The sequence below is a fragment of the Nocardiopsis moroccensis genome, from assembly GCF_055763695.1.
Window position 1 is genome coordinate 3,655,226 of record NZ_CP199747.1, and the last position, 17,842, is coordinate 3,673,067.

A 17,842-nucleotide genomic window follows, 5' to 3' on the forward strand; every position below is an offset into this window, starting at 1 on the left:
ACTCAAACGGCGTCAGTGGTCGGTACCCGTGTCCCCCGGGCACGGGGAACTGCGTCCGGCCTCCCCCAACCTTGCCAGCTTCGGACGCGGTTGGAAGAGCGGTCCGCGGTGTTGGGCCCTTTTGGACCGTTTTCGGTCGCCGGCGGTGTCGTCCCTGGCCAGGAAGGCCCAGAAAGCTTCGTGACTTGGCCGGTTGGTAACAGAAAGCATACAAAAGGAATGAAGTGCGTCGGTTGTCGTGGGACACACTCCAACACCGCCGAAGCGCGGTGGAACCGGCCGGTAGGTTGGTTCCCGACAGGTCAGAATTGGCGCGAAAACGATCGCGCGGAGTAACCGAATCCCACGGAGGGCGGGGCAGATGAGCCAGGAGGACGGCCACCGGGAGACTCCGGAGGGCAGCCCGGAGGGCCAGGGGTCACCCGAGTCCGGAGGCGCTCCCGGGACCGGCGGCTGGGCCGCACCAGGCCAGGGGGCCTCCGCCGAACCGCCTCGGGAGGGCCACGCGCCCCCGCCCTCCGGTCACGGACCGCCCCCCGGATACGGCGCACCCGGCCAGGGCGCGCCCCCCGGTCAAGGGCAGCAGCAGGGGTACGGCCCGCCTCCCGGCCACCCCGCTCCCGGTCAGGGCATCCCTCCCGGTTACGGGCCCCAGCAGGGCTACGGATCCCAGCCCGGGTACGGGCCCCAGCAGGGTTACGGACCCCAGCCCGGGTACGGACCCCAGCAGGCCTACGGGCCGCCGCAGGGGTACGGCCCGCGACCGCAGGCCGTCAAACCCGGTGTGGTCGCGCTCCGTCCGATGACGCTCGGCGACATCTTCAACGGCGCGTTCAGCTACGTCCGCAACAACCCGAGGACCACCGTCGGGCTGGCCCTGCTCGTCATGGCGATCGCGTCCGTGCTCAGCACCGTCTCCACGACCTGGGTGACGAACGACTACGTCACGAGCATCGACGAGATCATGGCGGACCCCTACGCGGTCGACCCCGACGACCCGCTCTTCAACACCTCCCCGCTGCTCACCCTGCTCGGATTCGTCGGGGACCTGCTCCTCCTCGTCGGCGGGGCCGTACTGCTCGGTCTGCTCGCCGCGGTCGTCGGCATGTCGGTGCTCGGCTACCGGCTCACCATGGGGCAGGCCTGGCAGGCCGTACGCGGACGGGTCGGCGCGATCATCGGCCTGGCCTTCATCAAACTGGGCATCCAGGTGGCCATCGGCATCATCGCCTTCGTCGTCCTGTTCATCGCGCTCATCGTCGGCTTCGCCATCGCCTTCGGAGCCGACGAACCGTGGGCGGGCGTGGCCGTCGGCCTCCTGGTCATGCTGGTCGGCTGTGCCCTCGTCGGGATCCCGGCCCTGTGGATCTGGATCCGGCTCTACTACGCCATGCCCCTGGTCGTGCTCGAACGGCTCGGTCCGGGCCGGGCCATGGCCAGGTCCTGGCGGCTCTCCCAGCAGAACTGGTGGCGGACTCTGGGCTACTGGCTGCTGGCCCTGCTGATCGTGCTGGTGGTGAACATGATCCTGGCCATGCCGTTCGGCTTCCTCGCCGGCGTCATCAGCACCCTCGGCGGGGACGCGGTGTGGGCGCCGGTCCTGGCGGGCGTGATCACCTATGTGGTCACCGTCCTGATCTACGCCATCACCCAGCCCTTCCTCGCCGGGGTGAACACCCTGCTCTACATCGACCTGCGCATGCGCCGCGAGGGACTGGACCTCAAGCTGCACCAGGCCGCGCAGCGGGGCCAGGCGGTCGGCCCGGAGATCTACCTTCCGGAGTACCGCACGTGAGCCCCCCGCACTCGGCTCCCCTGGAAGTCACCCGGGAGGAGGGACGGCGGCGTGCGATCGAGGAGCTGTCCGACCCGCTCTACGGGGACCACGAACCGTCCCTGATCGACCGGTTCCTCAACTGGCTGGGTGAACTGCTGGACCGGCTGGTCGTCGCGGGCGAGGGGGTCGTCCCGGGCGGCTGGCTCCTCGCCGGCGTCCTGCTGGTGGTTCTGGCCCTGGTGGTCGGCCTGATCTTCTACCTGCGCCCCTCCCGGAACCGCCGGGCCGAGGTGTCGGTGCACCAGGACGAGGCCCGGTCCGCCACCGACCACCGCGCGGCGGCGGACCGGAGCGAGGCCGCGGGCGACTTCGCCGCGGCGGTGACCGAGCGCCTGCGCGCGATCAGCGTGGACCTGGAGGAACGAGCCGTCATCGGCCCCCGGGCCGGACGGACCGCCACCGAACTCGCCACCGAAGCGGCCCGGACCCTGCCGGACGAGGCGACCGGCCTGCACAGGGGAGCCGAGATCTTCAACGACGTGGCCTACGGCGACCGGGGCGCGACCGCGGAATCCGCCCGCACCCTGCGTGAGCTGGACGTGCGGCTGGCCGCGGCGCGCCCGGTCGTACCCGAGTCCCCGACCCATGACGAAGGGCGACGATGACGACCACCGCGCCGCCCGAACACCCACCGGCCGGCTCAGCGCCGGGATCCGCCGCCGGACGCCTGTGGCGGGCCGGCCGGGCACCCGCCGCCGTGATCGGCCTGCTGGTCGCGGTGTCGGTCCTGCTGTCACTGGGCAGCGAACAGTTCCCCTCCGGCCACCTGGAACCCGGGAGCCCCGAACCCGACGGAGCACGGGCGCTGGTACGGCTCCTCGACGAGGATTCCGACGTCACCGTCGCCCGTACCTCCGAAGCTGCGGCGCGGGCCGTGGAACGGTCGGGGGAGGACACCGTGCTGGTGGTCCTGCTGGACCACCGGCTGCTCCCCGAGGAGCTGGACGCCCTGGCCGACCTGGGGTCCGACACCGTCCTTGTGCGGCCCTCCCTGCGTTCCCTCGCGGCTTTCGCACCCGGGGCGGACATGACCGGCCGGGTCGACGACGAACGCACCCTCGAACCCGGGTGCGCGCTGCCCGCCGCGACCGCGGCGGGGGACGCCGGGGTCACCGGGGAGCTCTACAGGGCCGGGGACGGGGCCGAGGCCCTGGGCTGTTATCCGGCCGCCGACGGCTCCGGGCTGCTCCAGGTGACCGCACCCGACGGATCCACCACGACGGTGCTGGGCACCGGGGACCCGCTCACCAACCGTGAGCTGGACTCCGCGGGCAACGCCGCCCTGGCGCTGAACCTGCTCTCCGCCGAGGACGTGGTGTGGCTGCGCCCGGACGCGCCCGAGGAGGTCGGGAGCGCCACCCTGTGGGAGCTCGTACCCGCGGGCCTGCGCTGGTCCCTGGCCCCCCTGGCGCTGACCCTGCTGCTGCTCGCCCTCTGGCGCGGGCGGCGGATGGGCGCCCTGGTCCCGGAATCGCTCCCCGCCCTGGTCCGGGCCTCGGAGACCACCGAGGGCCGTGCCGGGCTGTACCAGTCCCGCAAGGCGCGCGACCGCGCGGCCTCGGCCCTGCGCAACGGGTTCCTGGAGCGTTCGGTGCCCAAGCTGGGTCTGCGCGCCGATTCCGGCCCGGATTCGGTGGTGGCCGCGGCCGCCGCCCGGAGCGGAGAGGACCCCCAGGACCTGTGGCGGCTCCTGTACCCGCCCCAACCGGACCCGTACACGGCGGACGACGAGGCGATGCTGCGGCTCGCCGACGAACTCGACCGGCTCGCCGGAAGGCTGCGGTGAGCCCGGAAGCCGGGGCGGGGCCGGAGACGGACGCGGCGCCACTCCCCGGCCGCGCCCCCCGCAGACGAGAACAGACCACTGAGGTATCGAGAGAGGTAGACGGCACGTGAGCGCCTTCACACCCGAGGCACTGCCATCCGCCGACGAGGCCCGGGCGGCGCTGACCGCCCTGCGCCGCGAGGTGGCCAAGGCGGTCGTGGGCCAGGACGAGACGGTGACCGGCCTGGTCGTGGCACTGCTGTGCCGTGGCCACGTGCTGATGGAGGGCGTGCCCGGTGTCGCCAAGACACTGCTCGTGCGCACGGTCTCGCAGGCCCTGTCACTGGACCACAAACGGGTGCAGTTCACCCCTGACCTGATGCCGGGTGACGTGACGGGTTCGCTCGTCTACGACCAGAACACGGCGAAGTTCGAGTTCATGAAGGGCCCGGTCTTCACCAACCTGCTGCTGGCCGACGAGATCAACCGGACCCCGCCCAAGACCCAGGCCTCGCTGCTGGAGGCCATGGAGGAACGGCAGGTCACCGTGGAGGGGCGCCCGGTCGCCCTCCCGGACCCGTTCATGGTCGCGGCCACCCAGAACCCGGTCGAGTACGAGGGCACCTACCCGCTGCCCGAGGCCCAGCTGGACCGGTTCCTGCTGAAGGTGACGGTCCCGTTGCCCGAACGCGCCGCCGAGGTGGACATGCTGGGCCGCCACGCCGCCGGCTTCGACCCGGGCGACCTGGCGGCCGCCGGTGTGGGCGCGGTGGCGGGCGCCGCCGAGTTGCAGGCGGCCCGGGACGCGGTGGCGCAGGTGCGGATCGCGCCCGAGGTCCTCGGCTACATCGTGGACCTGTGCCGGGCCACCCGTCAGTCGCCCTCCCTCCAGTTGGGCGCCTCACCCCGCGGTGCGACGGCGCTGCTGCGCACGAGCCGGGCGTGGGCGTGGCTGTCCGGCCGCGACTACGTGACGCCCGACGACGTGAAGGCCCTGGCCAAGGGCACGCTGCGGCACCGGATCGGGCTGCGCCCGGAGGCCGAGTTGGAGGGGGCCACCACCGACGGAATCCTGGACGGTGTGCTGGCCTCCGTCCAGGTGCCGCGCTGATGGTGGTCACCGGCCGGGCCGCGCTGCTCGCGCTCCTCGCGACGGGCGCGGTGGCGATCTCCGGTCAGATCGGCGCGACCGTCGCCTACGTCTGCGTGGGCCTGGTGGTGCTGCTGGTCGCGTTGGACGTGTTCTTGGCGACCGGGCCGAAGCGGATGCGCCTGTCCCGGGAGGGCGACACCTCGCTGCGGCTGGGCGAGAGCGCCGAGGTGTACGTGACGGTGGCCAACCCGACCGGGCGCCGGCTGCGCGGCTCGGTACGGGACGCCTGGCCGCCGAGTGCGCACGCCGCCCCCGGGTCCCAACCCCTGCGGGTGGGACCCGGTGAGCGCCGCCGGGTCCGGACCGTGCTCACCCCGACGCGGCGCGGCGACGCCCGCTCCGCGGGGGTGACGGTGCGCAGCATCGGCCCGCTGGGGCTGGCCGGACGGCAGCGCACGCTCACCGCCCCGTGGACCGTGCGGACGCTGCCGCCGTTCCACAGCCGCAGGCACCTGCCCGGCAAGCTGTCGCGGCTGCGTGAGCTGGAAGGTCAGCACACGGCGATGGTGCGCGGTCAGGGCAGTGAGTTCGACTCCCTGCGCGACTACGTGCCCGGCGACGACGTGCGCTCCATCGACTGGCGCGCGACCGCACGCAACGACGGCGTGGTGGTGCGGACCTGGCGGCCCGAGCGGGACCGGCGGATCCTCGTCGTACTGGACACCGGCCGCACCTCGGCCGGACGGGTGGGGGACACCCCGCGCCTGGACCACGCCATGGACGCCGCGCTGCTGTTGACGGCGCTGGCGGGCCGGGCGGGCGACCGGGTGGACTTCATGGCCTACGACCGGAGGGTGCGCGCCCAGGTGAAGGCCTCGGGCAGGGGAAGCCAGGTACACCGTGTGGTGGAGGCCATGGCTCCGCTGGAGGCCGAGCTGGTGGAGTCGGACCCGGCGGGGCTGGTGAGCTCGGTGATGGCCCAGGGGCGGGCCCGCAGGCTCGTGGTGCTGCTGACCGACCTCAACGCCACTTCCTTGGAGGAGGGGTTGCTGCCGAGGCTTCCGCTGCTGTCCTCTCGCCACCTGCTGATGGTGGCGGCGGTCAAGGACCCGAAGGTGGAGGAGATGGCGGCGGAACGGGGCAGCACCGAGGCGCTGTACCGGGCCGCCTCCGCCGAGCGCACGCTCAGCGAACGGCACCGGATCAGCGCCGAGCTGCGCCGCATGGGCGCGGAGGTGGTGGACGCGTCCCCGGACCGCATCGCCCCGGCCCTGGCCGACGCCTACATCAACCTCAAGGCCCAGGGACGGTTGTAGCACCGGCTTCCCGAAGGGGGCGCTCTCCGTCGGAGGGCGCCCCCTTCGGGCACTATGGGGACATGGCCTCACCCCCCGACGCCCACAACCACGCCACCGGAACCATCTACGGGCAGCTGCTCCAGGTCCGAGAGATTCACGGCAGCGTCACCCTGAACGCCGCAGCGGTGCCCCTGCCTGTCTCCGACGTCTCCCTTGACGCTCCGCGGACAGCAACCACACCGCGCGGGCGTGATGACCTCCTGCTGGAACTCCAGGCAGCCATGGAACGCGGGTCATCAGTGCCGCATGTGCTCACCGGACCCGGCGGGTTCGGCAAGACGACCGCGGCGGCAGCCCTGGCCTCGCATGCGCGGGGGAAAGGGTGGACCGTTTTCTGGGTGCGTCCGGACGCGATCCTGCCGAGCATGTTGGAGGTCGCCGTGGAGCTGGGCGGTTCTCGTGAGGAGGCGGAGCGGCTTCGGAACGCGCCACGGCAGGCGGCCCGATGGGTGTGGCGGTACCTGGACACCGCGACTTACCCTTGGCTGCTGGTAATCGACAATGCCGACCGGGCCGCGGAGATCGACCCCGAGCACCGGCCGGGCGAGCAGCGGGGCTGGCTGCGTTCCAGCCCGAAGGGCTTCGTGCTCGTGACCAGCAGACTGGACGACCCCGCGCTGTGGGCACCGGCGAAGGTGCACCGGGTAGGGGTTCTGGAGAGTGCGGACGCGACCGCGGCACTGACGGACCACGCGGGGGCCGAGTACCTGCCGGGGGCTGAAGAGCTGGCCGAACGCCTGGGCGGGGTGCCTTTGGCGCTCTTCCTGGCCGGAAGCATCCTGGCCACCCACCACATCCTCTTCCCCAACGCGAACTCACTGCTGGAGCACCTCGACGGGAACGTCGCGCGGCTCGACGAACTCTCCGAACCTCTGGTCACGGGGGGCGACAGCGAGCGCCGCCTGCTCTCCGGGGTCTGGGACCTGTCCCTGCGCATGGTGGGAGAACAGAACCCGCAGGCCGTCCCACTGCTGCGGGCTCTGGCCCTGCTCGGCCCGCAGGGGCAGACCGTGCCGCTGCGGAGGCTGCCGGTGTCCGAGCTGCTCGGCGGTGCCATCGACGTCGCGGATCAGCCGCTGGACGAGGCGTCCTTCGCCCGGGCGGTGAACTCGCTGATCGTCCACGGACTGGTCCAGGCCGAGCTGCGCTTCGTGGGGCGCGGGTTGCGCCTGCACCCCCTGGTCTCGGAGACGGTGCGATCACGGCTCGGCGAGACCGACCGGCCCCTGATTCTGGAGATCGAGGCGCTGTTGACGGGACAGGGCGACCAGCACCCTCGGCTCGAGCGGGGCGCCTTCGCCGCCTTGGGCTCTCTGGCCCGCAAGGTGCCCTCGCTCGGGCCGGAGTTCGAGATAAGGGTCGGACTCGCTGAGGCACGACGGCACCTGCAGCTGGGTCAGTTCGCCGAGGCGGAGCGGCACGCGGGTGCCGCCTGGAGGAGCGCCGAGGAAACACTGGGCCCCGAAGATCCTTTCACCCTCCAGGCCCGGCACCTGTGCGCCGAGGCGTGGCTCTTCCAGGACCGTGTACCGGAGGCGGAGCAGGAGTATCTCGCGTTGCTCACGGACAGGGAACGACTGCTGGGTACCGAACACCCCCGGACCCTGGACACACGGCACCAGATCGCCCTGGTGGCCGGAATGCGCGGGGACTGGGCACTCGCCAGGCAACAGCACACGGAGATTCTGGAGGCGCGGCTGAGGGTGCAGGGGCCGGAGTCCGCCGAGACCCTGGCCTCCATGGACGCACTCGGGTACGCCGCCTTTCAGGAGCACGACACGGACGCGGCGGAACCGTTGTTCCGGGAGGTCTTCGAGACCCGTCGGGATCTCCTGGGCGAGCTACATCGCCTCACCCTGAACGCCGAGTACAAGCTCGGGCTGCTCGCGCTGCGGCGCGGTGACGACGACGCGGCCCACCGGATCTTCGGGAGCGTACTGAGGAGCCGCTCCTACCACCTGGGTGAGGGGCACCCGCAGACCCGACTGGTCCGCGACCGCCTGGCCGGTATGCCCCTGGAGGAGCCCAGGGCTGGCGGGGCCGTGAACTCCGGCTAACCGGCCACCGGGACGGCCGCGGGGGCGTTCTCGATGTCGCCGGTCTCGCCTTCCTGGTGGGCCTTCCTGCCCACGGTGAACACGTAGGCGAAGAACAGGGCCTCGGCGACCACGCCGATGCCGATCGCCAGCCAGGTGTTGGTTACCCACCCGGTGACCAGGCCCTCGATGAGGCCCGAGACGAACAGCACCACCACCAGGCCCAGCGCCACGGCGACGGCCGCGCGGGCCTCCTCGCCCAGGGCGCGCAGACGGGTCCGCCGCCCCGGGGAGACCAGCGTCCAGCCGAGCTTCAGCCCCACTCCCCCGGCCACGAACACGGCGGTCAGCTCCAACAGGCCGTGCGGGAGGATCAGCGCGAAGAACACGTCTCCGCGGTCGAGCGAGAACATCATCCCCCCGGCCACCCCCAGGTTGACCGCGTTGAGGAACAGCACACCGAGCGTCGGCAGGCCGAAGGCCACCCCGAAGATGATCGCCTGCGCCGCCACCCAGGCGTTGTTGGTCCACACCTGGGCCGCGAACGACCCCGGAGGGTTCTCCACGTAGTAGTTGGCGAAGTCGTGCTCGACGTAGCGCGCGATGGACTCCGGGGTGCCCAGTGCGGCCAGGACGTCGGGGTTGGTGGCGATCCACACCCCGGTCACCGTCGACACCGTGAGGGTTCCCACCGTGACGCCGATCCACCACCAGCGCAGCCGGTACAGCACCGCCGGGAACACCCTGGTGAAGAACCCCGCGAAGTCGGCCCACGAGGAGGCGTGCGAGCCGGTGACCGCGGATCGGGCGCGGGCCACCTGGGAGGACAGCCGTCCCGCCAGAGCCGGGTCCTGCCCCGAGGTGCGGACCACCGACAGGTGGGTCGACACCCGCTGGTAGAGCTCGACGAGTTCGTCGACCTCCTCACCTGTGAGCGAACGGCGCCTGCGCACCAATTCGTCCAGCCGTTCCCACTCCCGGGCGTGCGCCGCGGCGAACACGTCGATATCCACGCACTGGACACTACTGGATCCGGCCCCCGGGACCGCGACGGGTGCGAACTCGCCCCTCCTCTGGCAGGTAGTGTCAAAGCGACGGTTTCAGACACCCGGTAAGGGAGCGTGCGCTGGTGTCCTATCCCGGTGGTGGCCAGGCCCGTGACGACGTGTACGGCGTGACGCCGCTGGTCACGGGGGACGCGGTGGTCCTCGAACTGCGCCCGGCCGGGTTCGCCACACGCACGGCCTCGATCGCCATCGACTTCCTGGCGCAGGTCATCGCCCTGATCGCCATGGCCGTCGTCGTCTCCTGGATCGGGGTGAGCATCGACCCCGCCGCGACCGCCGCGATCTCGCTCGCCGGTTCGATCCTGATCATGGTCGGTTACCCCGCCGCGTTCGAGTCCGTCTCGCGTGGACGCTCCCTGGGCAAGCTGGCCCTGGGGCTGCGGGTGGTCGGAACCGACGGTTCGCCCGAACGCTTCCGCCAGGCGCTGGGGCGGGCGCTCGCCGGGTTCGTGGAGCTCTGGTTGACCTTCGGCGTGGTCGCCCTGGTCACCTCGATGCTCAACCGGGACGGTCGGCGGATCGGGGACTTCGTGGCCGGGACCATGGTGGTGGAGGAGCGCTCCGGCGGACGCCGGGACCCGGTCGTCCCGATGCCGCCGCACCTGGCCGCCTGGGCGGCGAGCACCGAACTCTCGCGCCTGTCCTCGGAGACCGCGAACGCCGCCCGCCAGTACGTGCTGCGCTACGGCGAGCTCGCCGAGCACACCCGGCACGAGATGGGGGTCCAACTGGCCGACGCGGTGGCCGCGCAGGTCAGCCCGCCCCCGCCGGCCGGCACCACCCCGCCGTACTTCCTCGCCGCCGTGCTCGCCGAGCGCCGCCGCCGCAGCATGGAGGCCATGGGACAGGGCCCGGGGCAGGCGCAGGACCGCACACAGGCCCAGGGGTTCCACCAGTACCAGGCGCCGCGGTGGAACGACCCGTACCGGGGCCCGGCCCGCTGACCGGGCCCGCTCAGGGGCGCCAGGAGTTCAGGTAGGCCTCCTGGCCCGGGGTGAGGACGTCGATCCCCACCCCCAGGGAGGCGAGTTCGAGCCGGGCGACCTCGTTGTCGGTCTCCTCCGGAACGTCCACCACCCCCGGCGCGAGCGCGCCGTGTTCGCGGGCCAGCCACTCGGTGGTGAGCGCCTGCACGGCGAACGACATGTCCATCACGGCCGCCGGGTGGCCCTCCGCGGCGCCCAGGTTCACCAGGCGCCCCTCGGACAGCAGCAGGAGCCTGCGCCCGTCGGCGAAGACGTACTCGTCGGCCTGTTCGCGTACGCCGCGGTCGACCGCGACGGACAACGAGTCCAGGGCGTTGAGGTCGATCTCCAGGTCGAAGTGGCCCGAGTTGGCCAGGATCGCGCCGTCCCGCATCACCGCCAGGTGCTCGCGGCGGATGACGTCACGGTTGCCGGTGGCGGTGACGAACACGTCCCCGACCGCTGCCGCGGTGTCCATCGTCGCGACGGTGTATCCCTGCATCACGGCGTCCAGCGCCTTGACCGGGTCCACCTCGGTGACGACCACGTTCGAGCCCATGCCCCGGAACCGTTCCGCCAGGCCGCGCCCGCAGTAGCCGAACCCGGCCACGACGACCGTCCGGCCTGCGAGCAGTGTGTTCGTGGCGCGCAGGATCCCGTCCACGGTCGACTGCCCGGTGCCGTAGCGGTTGTCGAACATCCGCTTGGTGCGGGTGTCGTTGACCGCGACCATCGGCAGCCGGAGTTCGCCCTCCGCGCTCATCCTGCGCAGCCGGATCACCCCCGTGGTGGTCTGCTCACAGCCGCCCAGAACGCCCTCCAGCAGTTCGGGGCGGTCCGCGTGGGCCGTGTTGACCAGGTCGCAGCCGTCGTCCAGCAGCAGGTGCGGACGCGCCTCCAGGACGGTGACCAGGTTGCGGTCGTAGGCGGCGGTGTCCATCCCCGCCCAGGCGTGCACGGCCACCCCGTACTCGGTGACCAGCGCTGCGGCGGTGTCGTCCTGGGTCGAGAGCGGGTTGGAGGCGGCCAACCACACCTGGGCCCCGCCGGCGCGCAGGACGCGGAGCAGGTTGGCGGTCTCGGCGGTCACGTGCAGGCAGGCGGCCACCCGGAGTCCGGCCAGGGGCCGCTCCCGGGCGAACCTCCCACGGACGCTGCGCAGCACGGGCATGGAGCGTTCGGCCCATGCCACCCGGCGGACCCCGGCCCCGGACAGGCCGAGGTCCGCCACCTCATGCGAGGGGAGTGTCATCTGTGAACGGACTCGCCCCTAGTAGCGGTAGTGGTCGGGCTTGTACGGCCCGGCCACGTCCACGCCGATGTAGGCGGCCTGCTCCTTGGTGAGCTCGGTCAGCCTGGCGCCGAGCGCGTCCAGGTGCAGACGCGCGACCTTCTCGTCGAGGATCTTCGGCAGCGTGTACACGTCGGTCGGGTACTCGTCGGGCTTGGTGAACAGCTCGATCTGCGCGATGACCTGGTTGGTGAAGCTGTTGGACATCACGAAGCTGGGGTGGCCGGTGGCGTTGCCCAGGTTGAGCAGGCGGCCCTCGGAGAGCACCAGGACGGACTTGCCGTTCTCCTGGGTCCACTCGTGGACCTGCGGCTTGATCTCCTTCTTCCTGATCCCGGGGACCTTCGCCAGGCCGGCCATGTCGATCTCGTTGTCGAAGTGGCCGACGTTGCCGACGATCGCCTGGTGCTTCATCCGCAGGATCTGGTCGGCCATGATCACGTTGAAGTTGCCGGTGGTGGTGATGAAGATGTCACCGGTCTCCAGCACGTCCTCCAGGGTGGCGACCTGGAACCCGTCCATGGCCGCCTGGAGGGCGTTGATCGGGTCGATCTCGGTCACGATGACGCGAGCGCCCTGGCCGCGCAGTGCCTCGGCCGAACCCTTGCCGACGTCGCCGTAACCGCAGACCACGGCGACCTTGCCGCCGATGAGGACGTCGGTGGCGCGCATGATGCCGTCCGGCAGCGAGTGGCGGATGCCGTACTTGTTGTCGAACTTGCTCTTGGTGACCGAGTCGTTGACGTTGATCGCCGGGAAGGACAGGCTGCCGTCACGCTGCATCTCGTACAGGCGGAGCACACCGGTGGTGGTCTCCTCGGTGACGCCCTGGATGCCCTGGGCGATCTTCGTCCACTTGCCGGAGTCCTTCTTCAGGCTCTCCTGGAGCAGGCTCAGGACGACCGAGAACTCCTCGCTGTCAGCGGTGGAGGGGTCCGGCACGGCCCCGGCCCTCTCGAACTCGGCGCCCTTGTGGACGAGCATGGTGGCGTCGCCGCCGTCGTCGAGGATCATGTTGGGGCCCTCGGCGCCCGGCCAGGTCAGCGCCTGCTCGGTGCACCACCAGTACTCCTCCAGCGTCTCGCCCTTCCAGGCGAAGACCGGGACGCCCCGGGGGTCGTCCGCGGTGCCGTCGGGGCCGACCACGACGGCGGCCGCGGCGTGGTCCTGGGTGGAGAAGATGTTGCAGCTCACCCAGCGGACCTCGGCGCCCAGCGCGACGAGGGTCTCGATGAGGACGGCGGTCTGCACGGTCATGTGCAGCGAACCCATGATGCGGGCGCCCGCGAGGGGCTTGCTGTCGCCGAACTCGGCGCGGGTGGCCATGAGGCCGGGCATCTCGTGCTCGGCGAGGCGGATCTCGTCGCGGCCGAACTCGGCCAGGGAGAGATCTGCGACCTTGAAGTCGAATGCCATGCGTTCCTCACTCGTCAAGTCGTGGTTGCGACCCGATTCTAGGCCCGCGCCCGCCCCCGGGGCACAAAGCTCACACGCGGATGTCAGGTTTGCTCGGTATGGCGTCGGGCGTGGGTTAAGGTCCGTGCATGGCCGCCCTCGACGACGACCCCACAGCGCCCGGACCCGACCCTTCCCCGGTCCCCATCTCCGTGGCCGCCGAACAGGTCGGCAGCACCGCTCGCATGCTGCGCTACCGCGAGGGCCTGGGCCTCCTCCCCCGCACCCAGGAACAGCCCACCGGCCGCGGACACCGGCACCGCCGCTTCACCGAGGAGGACCTGGAGACGATCGCGGGCGGGCTGGAGCTGGAACGCGAGTTCGACATCCCGCCCGCCGCGCTGGCCTTCGCCCTGCGCGTGCTCGCCGAACCCGAGGTGCTGGCCCGGGTGCGCGCGCACGGTGAACGCCTGGGCAGACTGGCCGCGGCCCCCGCCCGGGCCCTGGACTTCGAGAAGGAGAAGGCGATGCGGTTGCTGCACTCCCGTGGCCCCGGCCGCTCCGACGGCAGGACGCGCACCGACCGCTCCGGTTGACCCGGGACCGCGGCCGCCACCGGACACCCAGACCAACCGTTCGGCATGTTTTGGCAAACAGCCCACGGGCTACGGAGAGACCGTGGACAGCCAACTCGGCGACACGGTCCGGGAGTCCCTTCCCGGGCGCGTGCGCGAAGACCTCAGGGACGTCGACCGCCTGCGGGAGGTCTGGGCGGAGCAACGCCACAACCAGCCCCCGGACGTGCGCCGGGCCGCGCGGCGGGCGCTGACGCACGCCCGCGTCCTGGAGTGGGGATGCGGCAGCGCCCTCACCGACCTGCTGCTGACCGGCGCGGACGTGTCCGGGGATCCGATGACCGGGCCCCGTGTCGCCGCGCTGGCGGAGCGGGTCGCCGAACTTCCCGAGGGCTACGCGCTGCGACCGCTGCGAACCCCCCTGTCCGACGAGTACACCCTCGAACTGTCCCGGTCCGCCGCGGCGCCGGCCCACCCCGTGGTCCGAGCCGCGCACACCTACGCCGAGTGCGTGCGGGTCCTGACCGAGGCCACCGGAGAGGATCCCGACGAGGCCGGGCCGCCCTGGGTGCTGCCGTGGGTCCTGGCCTCACACGTGCTCCAACGCGCCGACCTGCCCCCGCTGCTCCTCGACCCGCGCACGCCCCCGCCCGGGGCGGGCGCCGGGCAGGATCCGGCGGAGCGGCTCGCGGCCCTGACCTCCCACTTCGCGCGGCTGGTCACCGGGGCCCTGCGCGGTGAGCTCGGCCGGCACCCGGGGGCGGTGCCCACGGCGAGGACACCGGTTCCTCCGCTGGCCGCCGTGACACGCCGCCGCGTCCTGGAGTACGTGCGGTCCCGGCGGGACCCGGTGGCACTCATCCTCCGCGCCCTGGACCCCCGGGCGAGCGCCACGGTGACCTCGGGGGACGAGGGAGGCCCGATGGGCGAACGCGGGTCGCGCGCGACCGACCGCTCGCTGTTCACTCCGGGTGCCGCCCACTGGTGGACGTGTCTGGAGCTGGTGGCGGGTGAGGCGTCACTGGCCCTGTACGTGGTGGTGCAGGACGTGGGCAGCCCGCCCTCGGGAGTGCTGGCGGTGACCGCGAACGCGCGTTTGGTGACCTCGGAGGGGGTCCGGGAGACGCTGGAGATGTCCGGGACCGACAGCGTCACCGTGATGCCCACGGACTGCGTGGACGACCGTTGGCCCCAGGTGCGCGACCTGGTGGACGAGGCGGTGTCCCGCTCCATGAACGAACTCACCCGCGTCTGACCTCCCGGGCCGGGCGCGGTCCCCGGTCATTGGCTGAGGAACAGGATCAGCAGGAGCAGCAGCAGGATGATGATGGTGATCAGCACCGCCGGGATCACCCAGCCCTGCTGGAGCACCGCGTCCTGTCCGCCCGTCCGCGGGTAACGGGCGGCGTGCGGGGCGTAGGTCTGGTTGGGGTTCACCGCGCCCGTCATCATCGGGTTGGCGCCCTGGTGCGCGGCGTGCGGCTGCTGCGGGTGGCCCGGCATCCCGGGCCGGGGGTTGGACGTACCCGGCTGCGCGCCGAACCCGCCGAGCCGCGGGTCCGAGCTCCCCGGGTGACCCATCTGGCCGGGGCGGGGGTTGGACACCCCCGGGTTGGCCATCGGGTTGGGGTTGGACACCCCGGGACCGCCGTAGGGGTTGGGCGCCCCGGGGCCCTGACCCAGGCGCGGGTCGGAGACGCCCGGCGGGTAGCCCATCCCGGGCTGGCCCCCGGTGGGCGGGTACTGCGGCCCCTGCGGCTGCACGGGCGGCAGTTGGTTGCCGTTGAGCAGCCCGGTCTGGGCGACCCGCTCACCCTGCTCGAACGGGTCGGCGGACTCCGGGGACCCGACCGGGCCGTCGTGGCCGAGCAGCCGCATCAGCAGCGTCTGGGCGTTGGGGCGCTTCTCCGGGTCCTTGTCCAGGCAGGCCTCGACGACCGGTCGCAGCGCCTCGTCGATCTCCTCCAGGTCCGGCGGTGCGCTGACCACGCGGTGCACCACGGCCGGAACGGTGTCGGAGCCGAAGGGCGCGCGGCCGGTGGAGGCGAACGCGATCACGCAACCCCAGGCGAAGATGTCGCACTTGTCGGTGATCCCGCGCCCCTCGATCTGCTCGGGCGCCATGTAGGAGGGCGTTCCGACGATCGAGTTGGTCATGGTGGCCGTGCCGTCGTCGACCCGGGCGATACCGAAGTCGATCACGCGCGGCCCGTCCGGGCCGATCAGGACGTTTCCGGGTTTGAAGTCGCGGTGGACGATCCCCGCCCGGTGGATGGCGACGAGCGCGGTGGCGGTGGAGACGGCCAGCCTCTGGAGGGCGGAGCCGCGCACCACCCGGCCCTTGGCGACGGTCTCCTGCAGGTCCTTGCCCGGGACGAACTCGCTGACCACGTAGGGCGGGTCGCTGTCGAGCTGGGCCTCGATGATCGCGGCGGTACAGAAGGAGGCGACCTTCTGGGCCGCGCGGACCTCCTTCTCGAACCGTCTGCGCAGGTCGGCGTCGGCCGACCACTGGTCGTTGAGGACCTTGACCGCGTACTCGTCGCCGGCGGAGTCCTCGGCGAGGTAGACGACCCCCTGGCCGCCCTTGCCCAGACGTCCGGTCACGCTGTAGTCACCGAACGATGGGGGGTCGCTCGGCAGTAGCGATTCGGGACCGGGCATCGGTGTCCTCCAGGGAGGTCGTCGTGGGCGGGGAGCGCAGGATCAGGGTACGGGCAGGCGAGGCCGGGTACGGTCGCGCGCGACCCGGCCCCCCGGAGGGCGCCGTCGACCCGGGCGTACCCCCTCTGACTACCGCGACGAGGAGAACGTTCCACCCCCCGCCCCACCTTTTTCCGTCCTCAGGAGATTTTCCGCGCCTCGTCGACCAGCAGGACCGGGATCCCGTCGCGGATCGGGTAGGCCAGACCGCTCTCGTCACAGACCAGTTCGTCGGTCTCCGGGTCGTGGCGCAGCGGGGCCTGGCTCTGCGGGCAGGCCAGGATCTCCAGCAGCCAGCCGTCGATCTTCGTGCTCATGCTTCTCGTTCCTCGTGTGATGGCCGGGCCTCGTGTGATGGCCGGGTCGGGCGCGGATCCGGGTTAGCTTCGGACGATGGCCAGGACCTCGTCGCGCAGGCGCGCCACGGCCGTGTCGTCCGGGGCCTCCACGTTGAGTCGCAGCAGCGGTTCGGTGTTGGAGGCGCGCAGGTTGAACCACGCCCCGCCGGGCAGGGAGACGCTGAGACCGTCGAGTTCGTCGACGGTGACCCCGTCCCTGTCGGCGAACTGGGCGCGCACCGCGGCCATGCGCCCGGGGGCGTCCGCGACCTTGGAGTTGATCTCGCCCGAGGCCGCGTACCGGGAGTACTCCTCCGTGATCTCCGAGAGCGGACGCTCGTCCGCCCCCAGGACCCGCAGGACGTGCATGGCCGCGAGCATACCCGTGTCGGCCTTCCAGAAGTCCCGGAAGTAGTAGTGGGCGGAGTGCTCCCCGCCGAAGATCGCGCCGGTCTCGGCCATGGTGGCCTTGATGTAGGAGTGGCCGACCCGGGTGCGCACGGGCTTCCCGCCCCGCTCGGCCACGATCTCGGGGACCGCGGCGGAGGTGATGAGGTTGTGGATGACCGTACCGCCGGGTTCGCGCTTGAGCTCCTGCGCGGCGACCAGCGCGGTGACGGCGGACGGGGAGACGGGCTCGCCCCGCTCGTCGATGACGAAGCAGCGGTCGGCGTCGCCGTCGAAGGCCAGGCCGATGTCGGCACCGCTCTGCCGGACCTTCGCCTGGAGGTCGACCAGGTTGTCCGGGTCCAGGGGGTTGGCCGGGTGGTTGGGGAAGGTGCCGTCGAGTTCGAAGTAGAGGGGGACGACCTCCAGGGGCAGCCCCTGCTCCAGGACGGCGGGGACGGTGTGGCCGCCCATGCCGTTGCCCGCGTCCACGGCGACCTTGAGCGGGCGGGAGCCGGACAGGTCGACGAGGTCGCGCAGGTAGTCGGCGTACCCGGGCAGCAGGTCCTGCTCCGTGAGGGTGCCGCGCGGGCCCCGGCCGCCGTCGGATGCCTCCGGGTCGGTCAGGTTCCGCTCCGCCAGTTCGCGGACCTCGTCCAGTCCGGTCTCGGCGCTGATCGGCGCGGCCCCCGCGCGGCACATCTTGATGCCGTTGTACTCGGCCGGGTTGTGGCTGGCGGTGAACATGGCGCCGGGCAGGTCGAGGGAGCCCGAACCGTAGTACAGCAGGTCGGTGGAGCCGAGCCCGGCGAACACCACGTCCACGCCGCGGGAGAGGACACCGTCGGCGAAGGCGCGGGCGAGCTCCGGGGAGGAGGGCCGCATGTCGTGCGAGACCACGACGGCGGGACCACCGACCACCTGGGCGAAGGCGGAGCCGACCGCCCGGGCGATGTCGGCGTTGAAGGTGTCCGGAATCACACCGCGTACGTCGTATGCCTTGAAGATGCTTCCGAGATCAGCCACGTCTGC

Annotated in this window: 15 protein-coding genes; 9 read left to right on the forward strand and 6 right to left on the reverse strand. The window is 71.9% G+C overall.

Annotated features, from left to right (window positions below):
• The first annotated feature begins 361 nt into the window (after positions 1–361).
• The 6 genes from ACUKCB_RS16210 to ACUKCB_RS16235 all read left to right on the forward strand — a co-directional run bounded on the left by ACUKCB_RS16210 (position 362) and on the right by ACUKCB_RS16235 (position 8,110).
• Entirely contained in the window at positions 362–1,795 is a 1,434-nt protein-coding gene (locus tag ACUKCB_RS16210; RefSeq protein WP_473036446.1) for a DUF7847 domain-containing protein, read from the forward strand.
• A complete protein-coding gene (locus ACUKCB_RS16215; protein ID WP_473036447.1) occupies positions 1,792–2,442 on the forward strand; it encodes a DUF4129 domain-containing protein in 651 nt (216 codons plus the stop codon). Before ACUKCB_RS16210 ends, ACUKCB_RS16215 begins: the two co-directional genes overlap by 4 nt.
• Positions 2,439–3,623, forward strand: a complete 1,185-nt coding sequence (locus tag ACUKCB_RS16220; RefSeq protein WP_473036448.1) for a DUF4350 domain-containing protein — start codon at positions 2,439–2,441, stop codon at positions 3,621–3,623. The genes ACUKCB_RS16215 and ACUKCB_RS16220 overlap by 4 nt, the downstream gene beginning before the upstream one ends.
• A 106-nt stretch (positions 3,624–3,729) precedes the next feature.
• Entirely contained in the window at positions 3,730–4,713 is a 984-nt protein-coding gene (locus ACUKCB_RS16225; protein WP_473036449.1) for an AAA family ATPase, read from the forward strand.
• Positions 4,713–6,011 (forward strand): DUF58 domain-containing protein, encoded by a 1,299-nt coding sequence (locus ACUKCB_RS16230; protein WP_473036450.1) that lies wholly within the window; start codon positions 4,713–4,715, stop codon positions 6,009–6,011. Before ACUKCB_RS16225 ends, ACUKCB_RS16230 begins: the two co-directional genes overlap by 1 nt.
• Positions 6,012–6,073: 62 nt before the next feature.
• Positions 6,074–8,110 carry a tetratricopeptide repeat protein gene (locus ACUKCB_RS16235; protein ID WP_473036451.1) on the forward strand — a complete coding sequence of 679 codons (2,037 nt, stop codon included), beginning with the start codon at positions 6,074–6,076 and terminating at the stop codon, positions 8,108–8,110.
• Here ACUKCB_RS16235 and ACUKCB_RS16240 read toward each other — a convergent pair.
• Positions 8,107–9,102 carry a stage II sporulation protein M gene (locus tag ACUKCB_RS16240; RefSeq protein WP_473036452.1) on the reverse strand — a complete coding sequence of 332 codons (996 nt, stop codon included), beginning with the start codon at positions 9,100–9,102 and terminating at the stop codon, positions 8,107–8,109. The two genes, ACUKCB_RS16235 and ACUKCB_RS16240, sit on opposite strands and share 4 nt — an antisense overlap.
• Before the next feature lie 116 nt (positions 9,103–9,218).
• On the opposite strand from ACUKCB_RS16240, the gene ACUKCB_RS16245 reads away from it, so the two are divergent.
• A complete protein-coding gene (locus ACUKCB_RS16245) occupies positions 9,219–10,100 on the forward strand; it encodes an RDD family protein (protein ID WP_473036453.1) in 882 nt (293 codons plus the stop codon).
• A 10-nt stretch (positions 10,101–10,110) separates the two neighbouring features.
• Here the strand turns inward: ACUKCB_RS16245 and ahcY (ACUKCB_RS16250) are convergent, their stop codons facing one another.
• Together ahcY (ACUKCB_RS16250) and ahcY (ACUKCB_RS16255) are read right to left on the reverse strand one after the other, a co-directional pair.
• Positions 10,111–11,373 (reverse strand): adenosylhomocysteinase, encoded by a 1,263-nt coding sequence (ahcY, locus tag ACUKCB_RS16250; protein WP_473036454.1) that lies wholly within the window; start codon positions 11,371–11,373, stop codon positions 10,111–10,113.
• Between the two features lie 18 nt (positions 11,374–11,391).
• Entirely contained in the window at positions 11,392–12,828 is a 1,437-nt protein-coding gene (ahcY, locus tag ACUKCB_RS16255) for an adenosylhomocysteinase (protein WP_473036455.1), read from the reverse strand.
• A 128-nt stretch (positions 12,829–12,956) separates the two neighbouring features.
• Here ahcY (ACUKCB_RS16255) and ACUKCB_RS16260 point away from each other — a divergent pair, with 128 nt between their 5' ends.
• Both ACUKCB_RS16260 and ACUKCB_RS16265 read left to right on the forward strand, forming a co-directional pair.
• Positions 12,957–13,403: a MerR family transcriptional regulator gene (locus tag ACUKCB_RS16260; RefSeq protein WP_473036456.1), complete on the forward strand. Its 447-nt coding sequence runs from the start codon at positions 12,957–12,959 to the stop codon at positions 13,401–13,403.
• Between the two features lie 82 nt (positions 13,404–13,485).
• Positions 13,486–14,637, forward strand: a complete 1,152-nt coding sequence (locus tag ACUKCB_RS16265) for a hypothetical protein (protein ID WP_473036457.1) — start codon at positions 13,486–13,488, stop codon at positions 14,635–14,637.
• Between the two features lie 26 nt (positions 14,638–14,663).
• On the opposite strand, the gene ACUKCB_RS16270 is transcribed toward ACUKCB_RS16265, so the two are convergent.
• The 3 genes from ACUKCB_RS16270 to ACUKCB_RS16280 all read right to left on the reverse strand — a co-directional run bounded on the left by ACUKCB_RS16270 (position 14,664) and on the right by ACUKCB_RS16280 (position 17,836).
• The gene (locus tag ACUKCB_RS16270; protein WP_473036459.1) at positions 14,664–16,046 is read right to left on the reverse strand and encodes a serine/threonine-protein kinase; all 1,383 of its coding nucleotides are present in this window, start codon (positions 16,044–16,046) and stop codon (positions 14,664–14,666) included.
• Between the two features lie 179 nt (positions 16,047–16,225).
• A complete protein-coding gene (locus tag ACUKCB_RS16275; RefSeq protein WP_014911237.1) occupies positions 16,226–16,402 on the reverse strand; it encodes a Trm112 family protein in 177 nt (58 codons plus the stop codon).
• A gap of 63 nt (positions 16,403–16,465) precedes the next feature.
• A complete protein-coding gene (locus tag ACUKCB_RS16280) occupies positions 16,466–17,836 on the reverse strand; it encodes a phosphomannomutase/phosphoglucomutase (RefSeq protein ID WP_473036460.1) in 1,371 nt (456 codons plus the stop codon).
• Positions 17,837–17,842 lie beyond the last annotated feature (6 nt).

Excerpts from the sequence above, each read along its gene's own strand:
- ACUKCB_RS16210 (WP_473036446.1), top strand. The coding sequence starts at position 362 with ATGAGCCAGGAGGACGGCCACCGGGAGACTCCGGAGGGCAGCCCGGAG.
- ahcY (WP_473036454.1), bottom strand. The coding sequence starts at position 11,373 with ATGACACTCCCCTCGCATGAGGTGGCGGACCTCGGCCTGTCCGGGGCC.
- ACUKCB_RS16220 (WP_473036448.1), top strand. The coding sequence starts at position 2,439 with ATGACGACCACCGCGCCGCCCGAACACCCACCGGCCGGCTCAGCGCCG.
- ACUKCB_RS16260 (WP_473036456.1), top strand. The coding sequence starts at position 12,957 with ATGGCCGCCCTCGACGACGACCCCACAGCGCCCGGACCCGACCCTTCC.
- ahcY (WP_473036455.1), bottom strand. The coding sequence starts at position 12,828 with ATGGCATTCGACTTCAAGGTCGCAGATCTCTCCCTGGCCGAGTTCGGC.
- ACUKCB_RS16275 (WP_014911237.1), bottom strand. The coding sequence starts at position 16,402 with ATGAGCACGAAGATCGACGGCTGGCTGCTGGAGATCCTGGCCTGCCCG.
- ACUKCB_RS16235 (WP_473036451.1), top strand. The coding sequence starts at position 6,074 with ATGGCCTCACCCCCCGACGCCCACAACCACGCCACCGGAACCATCTAC.
- ACUKCB_RS16230 (WP_473036450.1), top strand. The coding sequence starts at position 4,713 with ATGGTGGTCACCGGCCGGGCCGCGCTGCTCGCGCTCCTCGCGACGGGC.
- ACUKCB_RS16270 (WP_473036459.1), bottom strand. The coding sequence starts at position 16,046 with ATGCCCGGTCCCGAATCGCTACTGCCGAGCGACCCCCCATCGTTCGGT.